The organism is Shewanella sp. GXUN23E, assembly GCF_050865035.1.
In the GTDB taxonomy this organism is placed as follows: Bacteria; Pseudomonadota; Gammaproteobacteria; order Enterobacterales; family Shewanellaceae; genus Shewanella.
In genome coordinates this window covers 68,973-90,019 of record NZ_JBOZWP010000017.1, presented here as the reverse complement: position 1 = coordinate 90,019, position 21,047 = coordinate 68,973, and the positions used below count along the sequence as shown (strand labels likewise).

Genomic DNA, 21,047 nt, shown 5'->3' with positions numbered 1-21,047 from the left:
GAGTATCCCGGGCTGCCAGTTGGCCGGGTATCGGCGAAAGCGATAAGCGCCGGACAAGAGCTGACCCCGTCTGCGGACCGTGGCAAAGGCCGGGCAGAGACATAGACAAAGGAGAGCGTCTGATGCGGAAACTGATAGTTTGTTGTGATGGCACGTGGAATAACCCTGCTCAGGAAGAGAATGGCATTCCGGCACCCACCAATGTGGTGAAGTTGTTTCACGCCATCGGCGACGGTGCGGATCAGTTAACCTATTACCATCCCGGGCTTGGCGGTGAAGACACTGGGGTCAAGGATGCCATTCTCGGTGGTGCCCTTGGAGTCGGCATTGAGCGACATGTGTGCAGTGCTTATCACTGGCTGGCGAGCCACTATCAGGCCGGAGACAGTATCTGTCTGTTTGGTTTCAGTCGTGGTGCTTTTACTGCCCGTTGTGTGGCTGGCATGCTGAGTTATGGCTTGCTGGATCTGGCGGGAGTGGAGTCGGCCGACGGCTGGGCGCGGGTCAGTCAGGTATACAGGTCGGGTTACCGGCAAAAGAACCGTAAATGGAACCAACAGTCTGACTATGGTATGCATCATCAGGGGAAAGCCTGTGAGGTGGCGTTTCTCGGGGTATGGGATACCGTGGGAGCGCTGGGGATCCCGGATGATCTGGAACTGATTAATCTGTTCGATTCAGTGGAAGACTGGGGATTTCACGATTATCACCTGGGGCACAATGTCAAAGTGGCCCGTCACGCCATGGCACTGGATGAGATGCGCAGCAGTTTTACCGTGGCGCGCTGGGATGGGCTGGATAATCATGGTGGTGATGTCAAAGAGCGCTGGTTTCCCGGAATGCACGCCGATGTGGGTGGCGGCTACGCCCACAGCGATCTGTCCAATCGTCCGCTGGCGTGGATGATACAGGAAGCATCCGGGATTATTCGCTTCCGGGATGACTGGCGAGCATTGTTGCCCGCCAATGCCGCCGGAGTCATGCACAACTCTTTCAAGGGCGTATTTGCCAAGATGCGCTCCCGTCCACGCAGCATTCCGCTGATTATCAGCAACGGTGGCCGGAAACCCTGGGAGGAGATTGATGACAGCGTGTTTACCCGGCAGCGTCTGTCACCACTGGAATGGCCGCCTTATCATCCGGAAAAGCGGCTGATGCCGGGGATGTCTGTGGCGGTGGATATTTTTGCCGATACCCGCTGGAACAACACCGGCCTGTATCTCGAACCGGGTCATTATCAGTTCAGTGCCCGCGGAGAGTGGCAGGACAGTAAAGACTCCTGTGATTGGCGGGGTACTGAAAATAATGAGCGGACTTTGGGAGATGTTGTGCGTTCCACCCTGAGTTTCTGGGGAAAATTTGAACCGCTGCTGAAGAAGATTACCGGCAACAAAAAGACAGATCTGTATGGCACCCGCCGCCATGAGGATATTCCCTGGTTTCGGCTGGTGGGTGTAATCACCAATGATCTGGGAAAAGGTGATGGCAACGCGGTCAGACATGATGGCAGCCCCTGTCCTCATCAATATTTTGATGCGACTCAATATCAGGGTGAGCAGCGGCTTGAAGTGACCGAGCCGGGATATCTTTATGCCTATCCCAACGATGCCTGGGCCATGTATGACAACAATCATGGCAGCGTGAGTCTGACAGTCACCCGGGTGGATTGACTTGGGCGAATTGCATCTGGCCAATTGACTCAGTTGGCATGGAGCGTTCGGACGTAAGTGGTGTCTTTGCTGGTCACCGCCACCTGCTGTCCGGGGCGTCGCCCCAAAGGCAAGCCTGTGCTCGGGGCTTGAGTTGCCCTCGAACCTGCCCCCGGACTTTTGTCATTGGGTTCAGGGTAACACCGTCATTGAGCTTTCAGGCAATTGCTGCCAATCCATGGCTTCTGCCAATTTGGTGTTGCAGTGCACTATCCGGCGGTTCAGAGGTTGTCGCGGTCAGTTATCAAGGCGCTGTTAAATAAAAGGTTTACAACTGTGCGCTGAATGAATTTTGTGCGCAATTTTTATCCAGCGGCCAAATTTGTTATCCTTCGCGCCTCGTTTTCTGATGGAGGATGAATGAGATTACTGTATTGGCTTGATGAGTGGTTAACCCTTTCCCCTGCGCAGCAACAGGCGCAGCTCCCGATGACGGGAGGCGATCTGCTCGATGATGTTTACGTAAAATACCAGTTTGTATCCCCTGATAAACCGCTGTTGTTTACCTTCTCTCCGGCTGGCACCGATGTGCAGGAGCATGATCTGACCGAAGATTTTGCCCCCTGGGGATTTCGTTTGGCGCACAAGCAGAACATTAACGTGGTGGCTTTTCAGCATCTGGGCAAAAGTAACTGGTTTCGCAGTCGCAATCTGATTTTCTTTCTGGAACAACTGTCTACCCTGTTGACACCGTTTCGTTGTCGTCTGGGTTATGGCCTTAGCCGGGGTGGTTTTGCCATCGGCGCATTCGCCCGTCTGCTGGATCTGGACCAGGTGTTGCTGTTTCACCCGGTCAGTACCAAGAACCGGCAAAAGGCGCCCTGGGATACCCGCAGCAGCACTGAGCTGGCACAACAGTTTGACTGGGAAGGTGACTATCACGATCTGGATCTGGGCAGGGCAAAGGGTTACATCATCTATGACCCCATTAATCCTATCGATCGGCAACACGCCAGACGATATGAGCAACTGACACATCTGCGGGTTTATGGCATGGGCCATGGTACCCATGCCACTTATCTGAACAAGTTTGGTTTTTACAAGCAGGTGGCGGTGGATTTTATGCGTCATCAACAACTGGATATCGCTCAGTTCCGGGCGCAGACCAAAACCCTGAGATTCAAGGAAGACTATTATCAGCGGCTCAATAAGGCCAATGCCGGCTCCGCCCATCGATTGGGGCTGCTGGCCAAGGCACACCGGATTGTGGTGGATGAGAAAGAGGCGCATGTGCAGGAGCATCAGGCGCAGATTGATATTCAGCCGCTGATTGATATTGCGCTCAAGCATCAGGATGACTTCCCGCAGGATGCCATTCAATTGCTGGAAGTGGCGCAGCAATTGGCACCGGATGATCCGCTGGTGGAGCACAAGCTCAAACAGCTGAGCTGATGAACAAATTATCAACGACAAAGCCCGGGGTTACCCGGGCTTTTTTCTGCGTTGATGCCTTTGATATCAACGGTATGAGCGGCTCATTGGTTTAATTTTTTTGTACAGTATATTGAACGAATTAAGCTGGTGGTGTGAAAGGCTGATCCTGTTCGCTCTGTGCTTTCGCTTGTTGTTATTAAGAATAATTTCTTGTGTATTGCACGGAGTAAGCCGGTCGGTGAATTGGTGTCGCTGACAAAGGCGATGAATGCTCCAGTTCTGCTGTTTGACATATTGAACAGTGTTGCGTTAGTTTGGTTAATGAATGTGAATATAATTAACACGGAACCAGTTTAGGTTTTGCGCATATCCTGCCCGAGAGAATCAAAAATACCAGTGGCAGGCTATGCTCAAAGTGCGGACTGTATCGTTGAACACCAGGTGATATATGTACTTACCCGAGAACCACAGCGAGCGAAAACAAAGAAAACCCGTCGTCCTCATGTCTATGGGGCAGCAGAATCGCAATGGCCATCCTTATCAGGTCATGACTCACAAATATATGCAGCCGATAGTGGATATTGCCGGTTGTATTCCATTGCTGGTGCCCAGCTGTTTCGGTGTGGAAGATCTGGCTCAGTATCTGGATATGGTCGATGGCGTGTATGTGTCGGGGGCTGCATCCAATATAGATCCAGCGCTTTATGGGCAGGAAAATCTGACCCCGGACAAGGGACAGGACGCCAATCGGGATCATATGGATATGGCACTGATCCACGCGGCAATCGAGCGTAAATTACCGATATTGGGTATCTGCCGTGGCATGCAGGAGTTGAATATTGCCCTGGGCGGCGATCTGTATCAGAAAGTGCATGATGAGCCGCACCTCAATGATCACCGGGAAAATCCTGACGATCCGCCAGAGGTTCAGTACGGCCCCAGCCATTCCATTGATTTGGTCAAAGGCTGCTGGCTGCATGACTTGCTGGGGGACACCATTACCGTCAATTCACTGCATGGTCAGGGAGTTAATCGTCTCGGTAAAGGGCTGGAGGCACTGGCCTATGCCGAGGATGGTCTGGTGGAGGCTATCCACATGCCGGCTGCTCAGCAATTTGTACTTGGAGTGCAATGGCATCCTGAGTGGCAGGCCTGTAATAATCCGGATTCGGTGAAGATTTTCCGCGCCTTTGGCGAGGCGTGTCAGGGTTTTCACCGAGCAAAGGGGGAAGCAGTCAGAAGCCGCAGCAAGGCATCCAGTCTGTAGACTGACGTTGGCACCAGCAACAGCGGCCTGAGCGGTTTATTGTGCTCGCGTGATCGTAAGTCGTCTCTGGTCGCTTATCAGGCTGCTAATCTGTCAGCTTCATTGATGACGGTTAACTGACGGTCGAATTGACTGTGGAGGCTCAACGGCTCAATCAGATTGAGCTGACAGGCCCGCCAAGGGCAAGCTGACGAATGTGCCTGCGGTCATCAGCTTAAGTGAAACCGGTTCACTCCCCACTGTCTGGCGACGACACATCGACGACTTCCACCACGACCTTCTCAACCAGTTTTACCCGGCCATTTTTCACCAGTGCTTCACGTAAAACGTATTCTATTTGGGCATTGACGCTGCGCAGCTCATCATCTGCCCAGCGCTGCATGGCGGCCAGAATATCGGCATTGATCCTCAGTGGATAAGCTTTCTTACTGCTCATGTAGACCTCAGTACAGGCTGCCGGTATTCACCACGGGTTGAGTACTCTTGTCGCCGCACAGTACGACCAGCAGGTTGCTGACCATGACGGCCTTACGCTCTTCATCCAGCTCTACCACATCTTTTTCCCGCAGCCGCTCCAGTGCCATTTCTACCATGCCAACGGCGCCTTCAACGATTTTGGCGCGCGCGGCGATAATGGCAGTTGCCTGCTGACGTTGCAGCATCGCCGAGGCAATCTCCTGCGCATAGGCAAGGTGACTGATGCGGGCTTCATGTACGGTTACGCCGGCCCGGCCCAATCGCTCCTGAATTTCCTGTTTCAATATGTCGGCAATCTGTTGTGGATGGCTGCGCAGGGCTATTTCGTTTTCATCTTGCGGATCATAGGCATAGCTGCTGGCCATATTGCGCAGTGCAGCTTCACTCTGGATGTTGACATAACTTTCATAGCTGTCGACTTCGAAGATGGCTTCGGCACTGTCAGTCACCGACCAGACCACTATGCTGGCAATCTCAATGGGATTACCAAGGTTATCGTTGACCTTGATTTTGGCACTTTCGAAATTCCGGATGCGCAGTGAAATGGTCTGCCTGATAAACAGTGGGATGGTCCAGCGCAATCCACTACGTCTGACGGAACCCATATAACTGCCAAACAGAGTCATAACCTTCGCCTGATTGGGCTGCACCATAAAGAATCCTGGCCAGCACAGACCGGTCAACAGATTACCGACTATACCAATGGCTTCATGACCGCTGTCGATCGTCAGCATAAAACTGAGGTGAAGGGCGATCAGCACCGGAAATACAATATAGCCATTCAGTGAAAATCCACGTTTCTCTTGAATCATGATTATCCCCAGCTGATATCAATTTGATATCAACTTAGTATTGGCTGGATAAAAAAACAACACCATGACATAAAATGTCTTAGAACTTTTTATCGAAATTCATGCTTGAAAAATCAACTGATGGATATATTGGATGCTCAGACTTGATATAACACTTTGAATTAAAAATTAAATTTTAGTGAGTGAATGCTGAGGCAGCACAAAGGATGAACGGTAGAAAGACCAACCGCGAAATGCGGTGGAGCATCCATGATGGTCTGGGCATTGACGACTCGATGTCGATTCGCGGCGCAGGCACTGAGCCGGCAGCTGTCACTGGCAGGCTCACCCGATACAAAGCTGAGTGACCGCTGCTTCAGTTTTGCCCTGCCAGGTTATCCAATGTTATCAGGGCGTTAGCCTGCTCCTGACCCAGGGGGTATATTTTGCTGATTTGGCAGAATATTTCTGGGCCATTGTCTGGGATTACCGCATCAAGCTTGGCGGTGAGTGAGCTGGATATGCTCTGCCTGATCAGCAAGCGAGTGGCAAAATCCAGACCTGGGCAGCGGCCATTTAATTCCACAAATAAGGGGGGAAAGGATTGGTTTTAATCATCAGATAGTGCTGTCCGAGAGACAATCAACTGTCGAGGGTAAAGGTGGTAATGCTGTTTACCGGTTGCAGTTGCTATTCCTGCACTTTGGCTGCGACCTGAGTTTGCCACTGTTCATTGCTCAGGTGACTGGCAGCGGAAATTACCAACAGGGTAAGCACTATGGCCAGGATCTGACTTTTCATGGGTGTTCCGTCATTGGATTGGACGGAGGAATGGTTCAATAAAATCCGGGGTGAGCTGCATGCTTTGTCAACTGTGTTGTCCGCTTGATATGAGGTGTCGGGCAGTATGAGCATGGAAACCAGCAACAACGCCGGTTGAGGTGTCACCTGCCCGGACAATAACCTGTCAATGTGAAGACTTGTCGGTTTTGGCGGCGTACAGCACGGCTATTAACGCCAGTAACATCAGCACAAATGGTACCGGCGCGGCAACCATTCCCAGAGAATGGTGTTCCAGCATAAATGCCATGGCGATATGGCCCGCCAGCGTCAGTACCAGTGCAATGGTTGTCAGCGTTAACACAATCAATTCGGGCTTCATACCGGCTCTCATTTTCAAGCTCCTGTTAAATTACTGAATTTGAATGTAGTCAGTATGTAACTCTTGAGTGCTTGAGTTTTGACCTGCATCAAGTTTTTATCAGCCTGATATTGTTAGGGCGACAAACTTTGCGTCAGGTCAATTTTTGAACTGGCAAATAATCCTTTCGCATGACGGGGCAGAAACTTGCACTTGAATATTGAGCTTCTACACTTGGTGTATGGCCATCCTTTCGACCATATGAAATCGTCCTGGTTTATATTTCATTGGTGGGGGGGTGGCCGGCCACTTTCTGTGGTGATCATCTCCGTGATTTTTCCCCTGTTATCTTCTCCCGTACCTCCAGGCTTTGCTGCGCATGTTCATCTTTTTCCGAGCCGGACACGTGCGGTTTTGCCGCTATGGTCAAGGGGGATAAATGCGTTGAGTGTTGGCATGGGGAAGGGCATCGCCGGCATTTGAGCTTATGCTGACAGGCCCACAGGCAGGTTTGCCAAAGATACTGTTTGGTGTCTGCATCCAGACTGCGTAGATCTGCAGCGCATAGATGTCCTTCCATGATGAGACGGCTCACCACTTCTTTTCGAATACCCACATAAGCAAAAGTGTTCATATCTCCTCCATTTTCACACAAATGATAATAGTTATCATTTGCCTGTTGGTAAATGCTGGTGAAGGGATTTTTTGAACTGCGACATCCTGCGGTGCCGCTGAGTCTCCCGGTATGATTGGTGACTGTTGTAGTGTGACAATTTGTTGCATGATAGGGGCTTACTACTGTTTCGATGACAAAGGATTTGGAATGAAAAAGTTGATTGCCGCTTTATTGCCGTTGGTACTTGTGACTCCCGGTATTGCATACAGTGCCCAGCCGGGACAGACCCTGGGGACCTGTATGAGTGATTCGCTTAATGGCAAAGAGCGTAAAGAGCTGGCCAAGTGGGTTTACTTCGCGATGTCGACGCACTCCAGTATCGAGCCCTATTCAAAGGTCAGTGACAAGGATAGAGAGGCATCCAATCGTTACGTTGGCGCATTGATTTCACGGTTATTGACAGAGGATTGCCCAGAGGTTGCCAAACAGGCCTATGAGTCCGATGGGCTGCAGGCGTTTGAAACGGGCTTTGGGATAGTCGGTGAGGTCGCGATGCAGGAACTGATGAATGAGGCCAGTGTCGCTCAGGCGCTGGGGGCATTTGAGCAGTATCTTGATCAAAGTCAGTTTGACAAAATATTCAACTAATCAAATCGCTATCTACTGCCTCTGGATCCCCCTGTAGTTCAGAGTCTCCGGGCGCTTTGTCTGTTCCGGGGTTTTGCTTTATTTGCATGTTGCGGAAGTGTTAGCTTGAGATTTGGCCGCTTGGTGGTGAAGTGGCCGTCCTTTGCTGATCCCGGGAGATAACTATGCAGAATAAGCGCCTGATGTCAGTGTTGCTGACACTGTCAGCCATAGGGGGACCCAACACCCTGGCTGCAACCCATCTCAAAGGAACGGATTTCCTGTTAACCCAGTCCAAGGCTTCAGGGATGACCGAGAAGAAGCCTTACATCATTGTTTTCAATACCCCGAGTGTACTCAATACCCGAATTGCAGGAGCCGTGGCAGAGTATGCACTGCGTCAGGCAGATACGCTGGAGAATCGATACGGTGTGACCGCCGGGGCGCAATTCGGCGATATCATCAATGCCGTGCAGGTTGAGGCGACCGCCAAAGAGATCTGGCGAATAAAGCGTGACCCTTCGGTAAAGTACGTTGAGTCTGTGGCGACCACCAGGGTCGCTCCTGTCAGGGTTTCTGCGGCGACATCATCCTGGGGGCTGGATCGGGTGGATCAGCGGGAATTACCGCTGGATGGTAACTACGACTATCAACACGATGGCAGCGGAGTGACTGCTTATATCATAGATACCGGCGTGCTGAATTCTCACCATGAGTTTGGTGGGCGGGCTGTCAGCGGTTACGACTTTTATGATGATGATCCGGACGCAACCGATTGTCATGGGCACGGCACTCATGTCGCCGGAACCATAGGCGGCAGCACCTGGGGAATGGCCAAAAACGTCAATCTGGTGGGCCTGCGGGTGCTCAGTTGCGGCGGGTATGGCAGTACCACCGAAGTCATCCAGGCCCTTAACTGGATTAACAGCAATCGGACTGGACCGGCGGTGGCGAATATCAGTCTGCAGTTTTCCGCTTCACAGGCGCTGAATGATGCGGTTAATGCGGCTGTGGCTGCCGGCATCAATGTCGTCGTTGCTGCTGGCAACTGGAGCACAGATGCCTGCAGTGTCTCTCCGGCCGGAGCCAGTAACGCGATAACCGTGGCGGCCAGTGATCGTGACGATTCAAGGGCCGGGTGGTCAAATTACGGCAGTTGCATCGATATTTTTGCTCCGGGGGTGGATATTACGTCTGCCATGATAGGTTCCGACACTAATACTGCAACCTGGAGCGGTACCAGCATGGCTTCGCCCCACGTTGCCGGGGCGGTGGCATTGATGCTTGCCGGCCGGCCCCATCTGCAGCCGGTTGAATTGCGCAATGAACTGATCGAGCGGGCGACAAAGAACAAGATCAGTAATCCGGCAGGCTCTGCCAATCGGCTGCTGTATTCGCTGGAGGATGTTGTATGTGCCTCCTGCCCGCCACCACCCTGCTCTGAGGATTGTCCTGAAAGCGGCATTTTTACCAACAATAATCAGTTGATACTGGCGCCAGACAGCCAGGTATCGAGCGCGATTCAGGTGTCATTCTCCGGCCCGGTAAAAAAGCTGGAAGTCACTCTGGAGCTCGAGCACAGCGCGGTTGAAGGCTTGTCGCTGGTATTGTTCAGTCCTGCAGGCAACCGCTATGTATTGCAGGACAAAATCGGCAATGCCGGGCTGACAACGCTGCTCAAAACCTATGTGATAACGGTATCGGAAGCGGCTGATATTTCCACACAGGGGGAGTGGCGACTGGAAGTCGTCAACGGGGCTCAGAGCTCAGGAGTGCTCAAGCGCTGGCAACTGCAGTTATTTGATGAGTTCAGAGTGCTCTACGGTAATCGCAGTGCGTATCCCATTTCGGACGTAAATCCGGTATGGAATGGTTGGTTATCCAGCAGTGCTTCGGTATGGGATATTGACCGCGGAGCCTATACAGTGCTGGTACGGGTCAGGGTTGACCATCCCATGCCGGATAATCTGGAATTGAGTTTGATAGGGCCTTCTGGGAGGGAGTATCCGGTCAAACGCAGTGGCTCACCCTTCTATGGCGACGGCGTGGAGCGCACCTTCCCTGCAGGAACCAGAGAGGTAAGTCGTCAGGGGATTTGGCAGTTGAAGGTCAGAGATCCGATTAATGCCCAAACCGGCACATTGAACTACTGGTATCTGGAGTTTTAGGTGACACGGGGCTGATATTCAGCACACCGCAAGTCGTCGTCACTCCCCCGGGAATGGTTGATTCCGCTCCCGGGGGCGTTTGTAATGCACTCAATCCGGTGTCTGGCCACGACTGAGGCAAGTTGCTGGCTGGTTTACAGCATGACCAGATATACGATGAAGATCAGGCTCAGAATATAAATGATTGGATGAACCTGACGTCCCTTACCGGCAACCAGCATGGCGAAGGCATAGCTGATAAAGCCCATAGCCATGCCGTTTGCTGGCGAAAAGCTGAGGATGGTGAACATGATGGTGAAAAAAGCCGCTACACAGGACTCTTTCTCATGCCACTGGATTTGACCCAGTCGGCCAACCATGTAAATGCCCACAACTATCATCGCTGGCGCAACAATGGCGGTAGAGAAGATGGAAAAGATCGGATACAGGAACAGTGCCAACAGGAACAGCAAAGCAGTGGCCACTGCCGCCAGGCCGGTTTTGGCACCCTGCGCCGAGGCGATACCTGATTCAGAGAAACAGGTGATGGAAGTGGTGCCCAGTACACTGCCTATCACTGTGCCTCCGGCGTCGGCCACCAGCGCGGAACGGGCATTGGGTACTTTACCGTCTTTATCTATGATGCCTGCATCCCGGCCAACGCCAACAATGGTAGACAGGCCATCGAAGAAGTCGACAATAAAAAAGATGATCACGATGAACAGCAGGTCAAAGATCTTGTCCAGCGTCAGAAATTCGAAATTGAAGATAGCGCCGAAGCTTGGGGCCAGGCTGGGGGGCGCCGAGAACCACTGATCCGGCAATGGCGCATAGTGGGTACCCAGCAGGGCATCGCTGGCCAGGGTCAGCAGAATTGATGTCATAAAGGCGATAAAGGTCGCCAGCTTGATATTGCGCACCATGCAACCCACGGCGACAAACAGACTGATAAAGGCGATGGCGACCTGAGGCTTGGTAATGTCCCCCATGCTGACCAGAATGATAGGGTTGGCGACTATGATGCCGGCGTTTTTTAACCCCAGAAAGGCAATGAACAATCCGAGTGATACCGTAATGGCGAGTTTGAGATCTTCGGGGATCGACTCGATCATCTGCCTGCGGATACGGGTGAGCGAGAAGATCAGGTAAATCACCCCGGACAGGAAGATGCCGAACAGTGCCTCATGCCACAGCAGTGCCACAGAGCTGGACAACAACATGCCCTTGAAGAAACCATTCATGCTCATCCCTGGCGCCAGCATCACAGGGTAGTTGCCAAAAATCCCCATAATCAGTGTTGCCAGTGCGGCAGCCACTGCGGTTGCCGTGAAGACGGCGCCTTTGTCCATACCTTCAATGCCACCAAGAATCGCCGGGTTGACAGCCAAAATGTAGCTCATGGCTAAAAAGGTAATGAATCCGGCATATAACTCGGTGCCGACATTGGCTTTGCGCTGCGTAAGTTTAAAGGTGTTGTCCAGAACCGGATTGGTGCCAGCCCGCTTGAGAAGAATGTCCAGTGCCACAGTGATGCCCATATCTGTCGTTGGAAGAAATGATTTGGGGTTAACTTATTGGCAGATGACACCGGACATCAGGTAACCAAAGGCTCCTGAATGACTGTGCTGTAGTCACAAGATTAGGTCTTGTGGTAGAGACTTCTGGACCGGATTTCCAGGGTTATACAGCGCAATAAATTAGTTGGCGCGGATTCTACCCGCCCAGCTCTGCGGGGCAAGCCACTTATGGGAAACTGTGGCATAAGTCAGATTTTCTAATTAAAACAATGAATTCCCGATATCAAACAGAAAATTGAAAATAGACTTTAGATTTCTCAATTGGCATTTTTAACTGATTTGTTGTTTGTTATCAGCTGATTATGTTTTTGCTTGTATTTTGCGTGGTTATTTATGTTGTCATGGGTTTGCTGAATTTGTATGATAAGCGCGTTTTTAACAACGTGATTACATCGACAAGCTCAGGAGCCTGCCAGAATGTCAAAAAATTTAGCCACTAAAGTATCCGCAACCCTGTTAATTGCACTGTTTGCTTTTGCCGGAAATGCCAGTGCCGGTCAAACATACCTACTGCCAGGTACTGTTGTGGTTGATGCCAAAATTTCCGGCAGCGAACTGACAGAAGCCAATGATGGTCGAATCAAAGTGGTTGAATATAACCGCGCTGATATCAACGTTGATTACTCATTTGATACTAACTCTCATATTTTTACTGCGCCTCAGGAAGGTCTGTACAACATTGATGCCAGATATTCTCAAAAGGCTTGTGGTTACAACTATCTGCTGAGAATTGGTATCTCCTTGCCAAATGCTGCAGCTCCGGGGGGCAACAACGCCATTGGACCTGTGACCTTCGCGGATATTGCCAATTATGGCTGTGCGATTCCGGGCATTGCTGCGGTGAACAGCATCATGCATCTGCAACAGGGCGACACCATTTTCATCCAGGCCAGATATCAAAGAGCGCCATACAGTATCGCTGCATGGAACTACAACGATGATTATCAGAATCGTTTGTTGGTTACTTATCTGGGCGGTGTGTTTTTCTAACCGTGGCTCAGCTTGAGCGATTTTATCTTCTCAGGTGAGAATGCGGGTCAAGACTGACCCGCATTTTTTATGGTTATCGCTCAGTGCCTGCCGCCAGCAATATCTGCCAGTTGGCTATGGCTTGTTCACCCGCCTGATAGCCCAGCTTGTAAGCGTATTCAATATCGGCCCGTTTGACTCCCAGGCGTTTCATGGAGAAGCCTTCGGCCGGACAGACCTGCATGATCTGAACTCCATGGGCCGGATTGGCGATCAAATCCAGTGTGCGGTTATAACGAACATGCCGGGTTTGCATAAGAGGGATCAGTGCCGGTGCATCCCGGAGTAAGGGTTTCATCAATGCCGGTATCAGAGGTGGCGATTTGCGGTAAGACGCCGGACGACTGCGCAGGATCATGATTCTGGTTGCGCCCCGGCGAATGGCCTCGGCTACCGGGATTGCATCGCTGACACCACCATCAACATATCTGAACTTACCCAGTTGCACTCCCTGGCGATAAATAATCGGCACGGCGCTGGAGGCCTTCATCGTTTGCGCCAGTTCATCGGGAGAGGGAGTCAGATATTGTGCCTCTCCAGTGTCCCTGCGGGTTACGCCAAGGAAAAAAGGACGCTTATCGGCGCCCAGCGTCTGTTTGTCTATGCCCAGATCCCTGAGGGTTTCCTGCCACATCCAGTCCAGATCCATCAAATCACCGCCGAGCAGGAATTTACCGGGTGTCAGAAATTCCCGGCGGCAGCTGTAATCGGCATACACTTTGAGATTCCGGCCCGGCATTTTCGCCAAAAAGGCGGCCAGATTGCTGGCTCCGGCTGAGACCCCCCAAAAGCTGTCGAAGGGGCAAAAGTCTTGATGCAGAAAGTAATCCAGAATACCGCATGACCATATGCCCCGGGAGGCGCCACCTTCGACAATAAGTGCCGATTTCCCAACTGTTTCCATGTGCTGACTCTGCAATTAAACCGGCCTGATTGTAGCCCGGCTCACTCTGCTCTGGCAAAAAGGAAGGTTAAGTATCAGGAGGTCGGAAACGGCTCTGGCCTGAAGGGCAGGCCAGAGGGCTATAAATGTCTGCTAAGGAACATTATCACGGTTTAACGGAAGTTGAATTTGCCGTTTTGGTTTTGCCATTTAGCTTTGGGAAGGATTGGCTCGACGGTATCCCAATGTTCAACAATTTTGTTGCTCTCGACCCTGAACAGATCGTAGAAGGCGACATCCTGTCCCATAAATTCCCCTTCACTGATGGAGAGAACAAAGTTCCCCTGCCCCAGAATTCTGTGATTCTTACGATAAACCATAGATTGCCCCTGCTCCGCCATCGCCGCAAGCGCGGCTCCGAGTCCATTGAGGCCATCGGCGATATAAGGATTGTGCTGCAGATAATCGCTGTCCTTCGGGCCGATAAAGCGCTTAATTTTATCCATTTGTCCTTGCATCAGGATCTGGCTGACAAAATCTGCGACCAGAGCTTTATTGTTTGTTGTCTTATCCTGATCTGTGATGTCGGTTGCTCCGTCAAACTGAGTACGGCCGCTGGGGTTGGGAGCAGACGTTGCCTGCAGGTTATCCCAGTGCTCAACGATCAATCCTTGCTCGAAACGGAATACATCAAAGCCTGCTTTGGGGCCAAAAAAATCATATTGAGTGTGAAGAACGACATAGTCACCATCTTCGAAGGCTCTTATTACTTTGGCTTTGGCGCTTCCCTTGGGGAGTTGTTGCAGGACCTCGCCAAATCCGGCCAGACCGTCTTTAACTGCAAGGTTATGCTGAATATATCGGGTTGGGTTGATGTATCCCGCAGGTGTCGGGTCTCTGTTTTCGATACTTTCGATAAGGGCTCTGGCTTTATCTGTGTTGCTGACGGCTGTCTCAGCCATGCTTAGCGGTGAGGTCAGGATGCCGAGTGTTAATGCGGTATTGACAATGACGTGATGGAATGTGGATTTCATGCTGTGTACTCCTGTTCGTTGATGGGCTCATGTTAGGCAAAGCCATCGGAGAACACAGGGTCAGTATCGGTCATAAAATGGTAAATATCGAACCACTATGAATTTTGGTGATGCGTTAAACGGAATTGTTTGGGAGTGATTCCTGTCAGTTTTTTGAAATATTTTATGAAGTTGCTGGCATCTTCAAAACCCAGTTCGTAGGACAGCTGCTGAACCTGGATGCCAGAGATGACCAATCTGCGTTTGGCTTCGAGGATGGTGTAGGCATTGATCAGTTGTTTGGCAGTTTGACCGGTGGCCTGTTTGCAAAGTTGATTCAGGGTTTTGTAAGTGGTGTGCATTTGGTTTGCATACCATTCTGCCTCCCGTTGATGAGTATATTCTTGCTTTAATAAGGACATGAAGGTTCCCAGTTGGTGAGTTCGGGATTCGCTCAAGCCGGTATGACAAAGTCCGGGATTTTCACGGTGAAGCAGCAGGAACAGCGCGCTGAATAAGTGCATGACGATCAATGCGTCCATGTCTGGATGATCGCTTTCCAACTCCAGTTGTCGTAACAACATGTCTAGTCTCTCTGTGACAAGAGGCGGCGCATCGGTAAGGGGATGAAACCCCTTTGTCAGGTGAGTTGGAGTAAAGCTGGGTAGCCTCATATTGGCATGGACCTGATCCAGAAATGCCTGGGTGAACAACAGCAGTTTTCCTGCCACTGGTGAGCTGAAGTCAAATGCCTGAATTTGATTGGGCTGCACCAGTATCAGGCTTCCGGGCTTAAAAGTATGCATTTGCAGATCGACCATATGTTGGCCAGCTCCACTACGCACGTACAGCAGATTGTAAAACTTCAGTCGGTGGGGCTGATGAGGTGGCTGTCCAAGCTGGTCTCGCTGTTGATACATACGATGGAGGTCGATGAGCTCAAACTCTCTGAACTGGCTTTTTCGGTGGTTGAATGCTGTGTCCGGTATCATGGCTGTACCCGCAGATGGAATCTGCCCAGTGTGAGAAGCCCAAAAGGGAAAATCAAGCAGACAATCAGCCTCTTGCTTGATATTTGCAAGAGGCTGAGCAGGTTCAAATGAAAAACTGCATCGACAGCTGCAGGTAGTTGGAGCTTCCCTTCATGTCTTTAGGCCGGCCTGTGGTAACGCCATCGTCCACATCGTAGCGACCCACTTCCACACCCACCACTAACTCTCGGGTCAGATTACCGAATAGGTTGAGCGCATATTGGCGACGATTGTTGTTCTCTATTTCAGTTGTGGATTGGCCATAGAAAATGGATGAGCGCAGGTTGTCGTTCCAGAAATGGCGATAGGCGACAGTACCGCCCAGGATGGTTTCCAGCTCACCATTGTAGATATCCAGTGCCGCGCCTGTGCCGACATAGCGACCCAGATTGCCGTAGTGCAGTTGTATACGTAGATCGTCCTTGCCCCAAAGATTGAACTTACCGGCCACTGAGCCGCCAATGGCTGCTTGATAGCTGTCAGCGGGTTTTAAGGCGCGCACTAACGCAGCTGCTGACACATTTCCCCAGTCGCCTGAGATATTGCGGCGAATAACCAGATCCGGGATGTAGTCATCCGCTTTGGAATAATCCTTGATGCTGGTGTCACCCTGCGCATCGGTAATCACATATTTGCCGTAAGTGGTAGGGTTTTCCAGCGCGATTTGCCAGTTGTTATCGTCGAAGCTGTAACGCACCTGAGCCTGTCGCACCATCGCCTCGCCGACCAGCGGGCCTCCGAGATTGGCCGACTCCGGGAAGGTCGAGGTATTGACCATGGTGGACCAGGTCTGGCCGACCGTCAGACCTTCGTAGCTGATATAGGCATGGCGCAGGCGGGGGCTGTAGGAGTTGGATACTATGCTGTTGCCCTGGGCGGAGCCGGCAAAATCAATCTCGATAAAGCCTTTAGCCTGTCCCTGGGTCAAGGACAGATTCAGGCGGCTTTCCTGAGCACTGAACTGGGTTTTGCGGGTGTCTTCGCCGGGCGGCATTATGCCGTCATAGATTTCTTTGAATGGCAGTGTGCCATCGGCCACTTTGATATTGGTCTTGAGGAATCCTCCAAGACTGAGTTGTGCCGCCTGCGTGGGTGCTGTCAGCAAAAGGGAAAGGGGGAGCAGGTAACTGACCTTCATAAACTGTCCTTGTGTTGGACCCTGAAAGGGCTTTTTTAAGGAGAGAAGGCTAATGTATTGAATTACAATGTATTGCGAGCTCAGTCACTGGGATATCTCAAGGGAAAGTATGTTCGTGAGCGGCATGGTGAAGATTATTCAGCGGTTGAGTAAATAGCCAAACTCACGGTCTAGTACTGTGAGTTTGGGGGCGATGATACGCTGACAAAAGGGCAGCTGAGGATGCCGGCAAAACAGGTGTTGATATCGCTCCGGTGCGGGGATCAAATCGGCCAGAGGATTAACATCTGGCCTTGCATCGATGTGCTGCTCGTCCAGCCAGGCCCGTGCCTGGTGGCCTGATGATTCAGATCCAAACCAGATTGCCCGAGGATAGCGCGGTCGCAGGGCATGATCTGTTCCCTGGCAAAACAGCAACAGGTGAATTTGCAGCAGACTTTCAAGCGCAAGCTGTGAGCAATCCCAATATCCGGCGGCAACCTCAATGCGCTGATGGTCCTGATAAAACCATCCAATTTGGGTAGCGATCATGCCAGGCAGTACATCCAGTACTGCCTGCATGCACCAGTAACAACCGCCTGAAATCGCAACATTGGGCGCCACGTTAACTTTCATCCGCTTATTGATGGAGTCATCTGACAATAGCAGACCTGCAATCACGGAAAACAGTTTCAGGCCTATTCATATGCGCCTGAGGTGTTTTGGGGCAGAGATTATGTTTCGGAGTGCAGCACGCGATGCTGTTGACGTCGCTGGCGTAACGCTCTGGCACGCCACAATCGCTGACAGCGAATGATCCAGTGCAGCATCAGCAAGCCGGTGAAAGCACAGCAAAACAGACCCAGGGCAATGGCGTTTACCTGAGTGGGATGGTCGCGGTACAGAAGTAACCAAATGGGCCATCCCAGCACCGACAGCAGGGTTAACTGCCGCATACAGGATGTGCAGCGCCCCAGTTTACGTTTGAAAATGTTGTCGCTGCAGCGCTGGCAGGTCATAAGTGAACTTTTATTTGTTGAGCTTGTGTGCCGGTCAGTTTAGCAGTGGATGGTCTTCCGGTAATTTGTTGCTGATCCACATAACCAGTCGATGGCGCATATTGGGACCATCTTCCTTGTCGTCCGGCAACGGGCCGATCAACTGATCCTTTACCAGCAGACGATAAATACACTCGACTTTATCCTTTTCAGAGAAACCTTTATCCGGTACGGCAAAGCCTCTTTTCTTGGCGTAGGCCAGGCCAATTTCCAGCGCCATTTTCAGCAACTGTGCTTCATGCTTGTGCTTTTTCATCCCCTGACTCCCGAACTTGACCGAGTGTTATCAAACTAGCGGATCTTTGGACTCAGGTGAAGAGCAGGCTTGGCTTTCAATCGCTTTTTTCATGACGTCATCGTCTTGATCCCAAAGCATATTCAATTTGCCACGCAAAAACATTGCATCAGCAGCCGATACTCGTGTGTATCGTCCCTTGTGTATAGACCCGTAAGGTCGGGACAGGCAAAGCGACGATGAGGCTAACATTCAGAGTCGGAAATCAGTGCTGAATATGAGCCATGAAGATGACCCTGTGATCGGGATTGCTCCAGAGACGGGAGTAGAGGCAGACTCTGTGCTGCCCGGCCACCTCGCTGATGAGCGGTGGTCTGGCCGGGATATCAAAGAATGATATTGATTTACCCGCCTGATAGCGCGGAAGCGATTAACCACACTCCGGCAGGCGCTATCAGACGCAGCCGGGTTTTATTGGTGGCCGGTTTTATGATGTTCACGACAGCATTCTTTATGATCGTGCTGTTTGACTTTGTGATGTCTGTGCTCGTCATGTTCATGACGGTCGTGGTGAGTTTGCTGGGGATGTTTGTGACCGACCGGATCGCCACCATGTTGAGTGTGGGGATGGCTCTGTTCATGTTCCCGACACTGGTGATGATCCTTGTCGTGCTTGTGTTCATGGCCATCGTCGTAGCGACGCGCCATCTTTTCGTGCTCAAACTCAGCAGTATGCTGAACTCCGTGATTGGTTTGTTTGTGTATGCCCATATGCTTATTGTTCATGGTATTGCTCCGATTCGGATGATGATTTCAAGGCTACTCCCAAATCCTGCTCTCAGGGCGAATCTGACCCCGATTTCATCCCCCCTTCATTGACTGCGCAGAAAAACGGTATTGATTGCTGCCAGGCGTCTGGTGAATGGGGATGTTGCTGGCCAGCCCGGTTAACAGGCAATAGCAAAGTGACTGCTTACATCGACAAGGGTAATGACGGATGTGAAACCGGTTCTGTCAGTTAACTGTGAGCCATTAATACGTTAGTCATGATGGTTGCGGACGGAACTTCGTATCAAAGGCTGCATTGTTTTCTGAATTGTTTCCTGAATAGTTCCCTGAGCTGGCACTGATAACGCCAGTCAGCGCTGACATGTTTTAAGCGTCGTAGCTTGTCTATTCTGCTCCGGACGACTTGCGTCAGCAGGTGAGGCCGAAGGTGTACATGGTGGAGATGAATTCAGCCAAAGCCTGTCGGCAGAAATTTGGGACGGGTTCGTGGTCCAGGGGAGATGAACTATATTAATCCTCTTTAATCAGTGCGCTATTTCACTGAAATAGGGGACAAAGCGCTTGGTTACAGACCCTTTGTTCTCTTCGTCAAACTCGCTTTTTGCGGGGAAAAGCTGTTAAAATCATCGCTTCGTTTAGACCTGTGAGAACCAATCCGAGACACAAGATGGGAAGAGCGTATCAAAACCGCAAAGAATCCATGGCCAAGACAGCCGGTCAGAAGACCCGCCTGTACTCCCGCTATGGCAAAGAGATCTATGTATGCGCCAAAAACGGTGGTGTAGAGCCTGATGGTAACCTGGCACTGCGTCGCATGATCGAGCGTGCAAAGAAGGATCAGGTACCGGCTCACGTGATTGAGCGTGCCATTGAAAAAGCCAAGGGTGGCGGCGGTGAAGATTACGAAGTAGCCCGTTACGAAGGATTTGGTCCAGGTAACTGTATGGTGATCGTGGACTGTCTGACTGACAACGTGAAGCGTACCTTTACTGAAGTGCGTCAGGCGTTTGTAAAGAATGACGCCAAACTGGGCGGCCCAGGCACTGTGGCGCACATGTTCGATCACCAGTCAGTGTTCGTATTTAAGGGTGAAGACGACGAAGCCATTCTGGAACTGCTGATGATGGCCGATGTGGACGTGACCGACGTTGAGCTGGACGAAGGCATGATCTCCGTCTTTGCACCTATTACCGAGTTCAACAATGTGCGTACCGCGCTGGTGGAAGCCATACCGGAAATCCACTTCGAAGTGGAAGAGATCTCCTTCGTGCCACAAACCATGACTGAAGTCAGTGGTGAAGATGTGGCGACTTTTGACAAGTTTATCGCAGCGCTGGAAGATTGCGATGACGTGCAGAAGGTGTATCACAACGCTGAGATTAACGAATAATTCGGTGATCTTGTCGCAAAAAGCCGCCGTATGGCGGCTTTTTGCGTTAAGGCGTGGCACTTTGCTGCCCGGCGTACAAGTCACCCACCGGGAAAGAGTATGACACTGGACAAGATAGATTTGGCAATCCTCAGACTGCTGCAAACCCAGGGACGCATCGCCAATCAGGAGCTGGCCTCTATGGTCGGCCTGTCACCATCGCCTTGCTCGCGCCGGGTCAAGGCTCTGGAAGAGGCCGGGTATATCCGCAGCTATGCGGCAATTCTGGCACCGGAAATGTTTGATCTGCATCTGACCGTGCATATTCAGGTGCGCATGGAGCGTCATACGCAGGAGGTGCTGGGGGCGTTTGAGGCGCAGATTAGCCGTTATCCTGAAGTGTTGGAATGCAGCCTGCTGACCGGCTCTGAGTCGGACTATCTGCTCAAGGTCATGGTCAGGGATATGCAGTCCTACCGGGCGTTTTTGTTGGACAAGCTGACCAGCAATGCCCATATTGCCGGGGTTCACTCCAGCTTTGTGCTCAAGCAGGTCAAAAACCACGGTCCCTTGCCATTGCCTGAGGCCTGAAAACATGGGCGCTGGGTGCTGAAGAATTGCCCATCTAGCCTGTCAGATCACATTTCTGCGACTGGGTGAGTGGTGCAGAATATTGCGCGCCATGGTCAAGGGGAAAATGTTCTCGCAATAATCTGTCGTATCAGATGGGTATATGTTTTTTTAATTTCTTTTTGTTTTGTATTTATCACTGTTTGTTGTGCATTAACGTTTGAATC

Annotated in this window: 21 protein-coding genes and 1 riboswitch; of the genes, 9 read left to right on the top strand and 12 right to left on the bottom strand. The window is 51.3% G+C overall.

Annotated features, from left to right (window positions below):
• Positions 1-122 precede the first annotated feature (122 nt).
• The 3 genes from ACRRUX_RS14720 (at position 123) to ACRRUX_RS14710 (ending at position 4,350) form a co-directional block, all read left to right on the top strand.
• On the top strand, positions 123-1,670 hold the full coding sequence (locus ACRRUX_RS14720) for a DUF2235 domain-containing protein (protein WP_432531659.1): 1,548 nt from the start codon (positions 123-125) through the stop codon (positions 1,668-1,670).
• Positions 1,671-2,069: 399 nt separating this feature from the next.
• Entirely contained in the window at positions 2,070-3,101 is a 1,032-nt protein-coding gene (locus ACRRUX_RS14715; protein ID WP_432531657.1) for a cytosolic protein, read from the top strand.
• A gap of 484 nt (positions 3,102-3,585) precedes the next feature.
• On the top strand, positions 3,586-4,350 hold the full coding sequence (locus ACRRUX_RS14710) for a gamma-glutamyl-gamma-aminobutyrate hydrolase family protein (RefSeq protein WP_432531655.1): 765 nt from the start codon (positions 3,586-3,588) through the stop codon (positions 4,348-4,350).
• Between the two features lie 229 nt (positions 4,351-4,579).
• Here ACRRUX_RS14710 and ACRRUX_RS14705 read toward each other — a convergent pair whose 3' ends face one another.
• The 4 genes from ACRRUX_RS14705 to ACRRUX_RS14690 form a co-directional block, all read right to left on the bottom strand.
• Positions 4,580-4,786 (bottom strand): hypothetical protein, encoded by a 207-nt coding sequence (locus tag ACRRUX_RS14705; protein WP_432531653.1) that lies wholly within the window; start codon positions 4,784-4,786, stop codon positions 4,580-4,582.
• 7 nt (positions 4,787-4,793) lie between these two features.
• Positions 4,794-5,639: an SPFH domain-containing protein gene (locus ACRRUX_RS14700; protein WP_432531651.1), complete on the bottom strand. Its 846-nt coding sequence runs from the start codon at positions 5,637-5,639 to the stop codon at positions 4,794-4,796.
• A 355-nt stretch (positions 5,640-5,994) separates the two neighbouring features.
• Entirely contained in the window at positions 5,995-6,204 is a 210-nt protein-coding gene (locus ACRRUX_RS14695) for a DUF6491 family protein (protein ID WP_432531649.1), read from the bottom strand.
• Positions 6,205-6,585: 381 nt separating this feature from the next.
• The gene (locus tag ACRRUX_RS14690; RefSeq protein WP_432531647.1) at positions 6,586-6,780 is read right to left on the bottom strand and encodes a hypothetical protein; all 195 of its coding nucleotides are present in this window, start codon (positions 6,778-6,780) and stop codon (positions 6,586-6,588) included.
• An 802-nt stretch (positions 6,781-7,582) separates the two neighbouring features.
• Here ACRRUX_RS14690 and ACRRUX_RS14685 point away from each other — a divergent pair.
• Together ACRRUX_RS14685 and ACRRUX_RS14680 are read left to right on the top strand one after the other, a co-directional pair.
• A complete protein-coding gene (locus ACRRUX_RS14685) occupies positions 7,583-8,023 on the top strand; it encodes a hypothetical protein (protein ID WP_432531645.1) in 441 nt (146 codons plus the stop codon).
• Between the two features lie 164 nt (positions 8,024-8,187).
• The gene (locus ACRRUX_RS14680; RefSeq protein WP_432531643.1) at positions 8,188-10,170 is read left to right on the top strand and encodes a S8 family serine peptidase; all 1,983 of its coding nucleotides are present in this window, start codon (positions 8,188-8,190) and stop codon (positions 10,168-10,170) included.
• A 134-nt stretch (positions 10,171-10,304) separates the two neighbouring features.
• Here ACRRUX_RS14680 and ACRRUX_RS14675 read toward each other — a convergent pair whose 3' ends face one another.
• On the bottom strand, positions 10,305-11,675 hold the full coding sequence (locus tag ACRRUX_RS14675; protein ID WP_432531641.1) for an NCS2 family permease: 1,371 nt from the start codon (positions 11,673-11,675) through the stop codon (positions 10,305-10,307).
• An 82-nt stretch (positions 11,676-11,757) separates the two neighbouring features.
• Positions 11,758-11,857: riboswitch (purine riboswitch) on the bottom strand.
• A 286-nt stretch (positions 11,858-12,143) separates the two neighbouring features.
• Here ACRRUX_RS14675 and ACRRUX_RS14670 point away from each other — a divergent pair.
• The gene (locus ACRRUX_RS14670) at positions 12,144-12,716 is read left to right on the top strand and encodes a hypothetical protein (RefSeq protein WP_432531639.1); all 573 of its coding nucleotides are present in this window, start codon (positions 12,144-12,146) and stop codon (positions 12,714-12,716) included.
• A gap of 73 nt (positions 12,717-12,789) precedes the next feature.
• Here the strand turns inward: ACRRUX_RS14670 and ACRRUX_RS14665 are convergent, their stop codons facing one another.
• The 7 genes from ACRRUX_RS14665 to ACRRUX_RS14635 all read right to left on the bottom strand — a co-directional run bounded on the left by ACRRUX_RS14665 (position 12,790) and on the right by ACRRUX_RS14635 (position 18,113).
• Positions 12,790-13,659 carry a patatin-like phospholipase family protein gene (locus tag ACRRUX_RS14665; RefSeq protein WP_432531637.1) on the bottom strand — a complete coding sequence of 290 codons (870 nt, stop codon included), beginning with the start codon at positions 13,657-13,659 and terminating at the stop codon, positions 12,790-12,792.
• Positions 13,660-13,811: 152 nt separating this feature from the next.
• Positions 13,812-14,672: a nuclear transport factor 2 family protein gene (locus tag ACRRUX_RS14660; protein WP_432531635.1), complete on the bottom strand. Its 861-nt coding sequence runs from the start codon at positions 14,670-14,672 to the stop codon at positions 13,812-13,814.
• Positions 14,673-14,767: 95 nt separating this feature from the next.
• The gene (locus ACRRUX_RS14655) at positions 14,768-15,643 is read right to left on the bottom strand and encodes an AraC family transcriptional regulator (protein ID WP_432531633.1); all 876 of its coding nucleotides are present in this window, start codon (positions 15,641-15,643) and stop codon (positions 14,768-14,770) included.
• A 103-nt stretch (positions 15,644-15,746) separates the two neighbouring features.
• The gene (locus ACRRUX_RS14650; protein WP_432531631.1) at positions 15,747-16,820 is read right to left on the bottom strand and encodes a DcaP family trimeric outer membrane transporter; all 1,074 of its coding nucleotides are present in this window, start codon (positions 16,818-16,820) and stop codon (positions 15,747-15,749) included.
• Between the two features lie 138 nt (positions 16,821-16,958).
• A complete protein-coding gene (locus ACRRUX_RS14645; RefSeq protein ID WP_432531629.1) occupies positions 16,959-17,435 on the bottom strand; it encodes a hypothetical protein in 477 nt (158 codons plus the stop codon).
• Positions 17,436-17,533: 98 nt separating this feature from the next.
• The gene (locus tag ACRRUX_RS14640) at positions 17,534-17,818 is read right to left on the bottom strand and encodes a DUF3624 domain-containing protein (protein ID WP_432531627.1); all 285 of its coding nucleotides are present in this window, start codon (positions 17,816-17,818) and stop codon (positions 17,534-17,536) included.
• Between the two features lie 34 nt (positions 17,819-17,852).
• Entirely contained in the window at positions 17,853-18,113 is a 261-nt protein-coding gene (locus tag ACRRUX_RS14635; RefSeq protein WP_432531625.1) for a DUF5062 family protein, read from the bottom strand.
• A 372-nt stretch (positions 18,114-18,485) separates the two neighbouring features.
• Here ACRRUX_RS14635 and ACRRUX_RS14630 point away from each other — a divergent pair, with 372 nt between their 5' ends.
• The 3 genes from ACRRUX_RS14630 (at position 18,486) to ACRRUX_RS14620 (ending at position 20,841) form a co-directional block, all read left to right on the top strand.
• Positions 18,486-18,971, top strand: coding sequence for a hypothetical protein (locus ACRRUX_RS14630; protein WP_432531623.1), 486 nt, complete (start codon positions 18,486-18,488; stop codon positions 18,969-18,971).
• Positions 18,972-19,548: 577 nt separating this feature from the next.
• Complete coding sequence (locus ACRRUX_RS14625) at positions 19,549-20,271, top strand: YebC/PmpR family DNA-binding transcriptional regulator (protein WP_432531621.1); 723 nt, start codon at positions 19,549-19,551, stop codon at positions 20,269-20,271.
• A 99-nt stretch (positions 20,272-20,370) separates the two neighbouring features.
• Positions 20,371-20,841, top strand: a complete 471-nt coding sequence (locus ACRRUX_RS14620; RefSeq protein WP_432531619.1) for an Lrp/AsnC family transcriptional regulator — start codon at positions 20,371-20,373, stop codon at positions 20,839-20,841.
• Positions 20,842-21,047 lie beyond the last annotated feature (206 nt).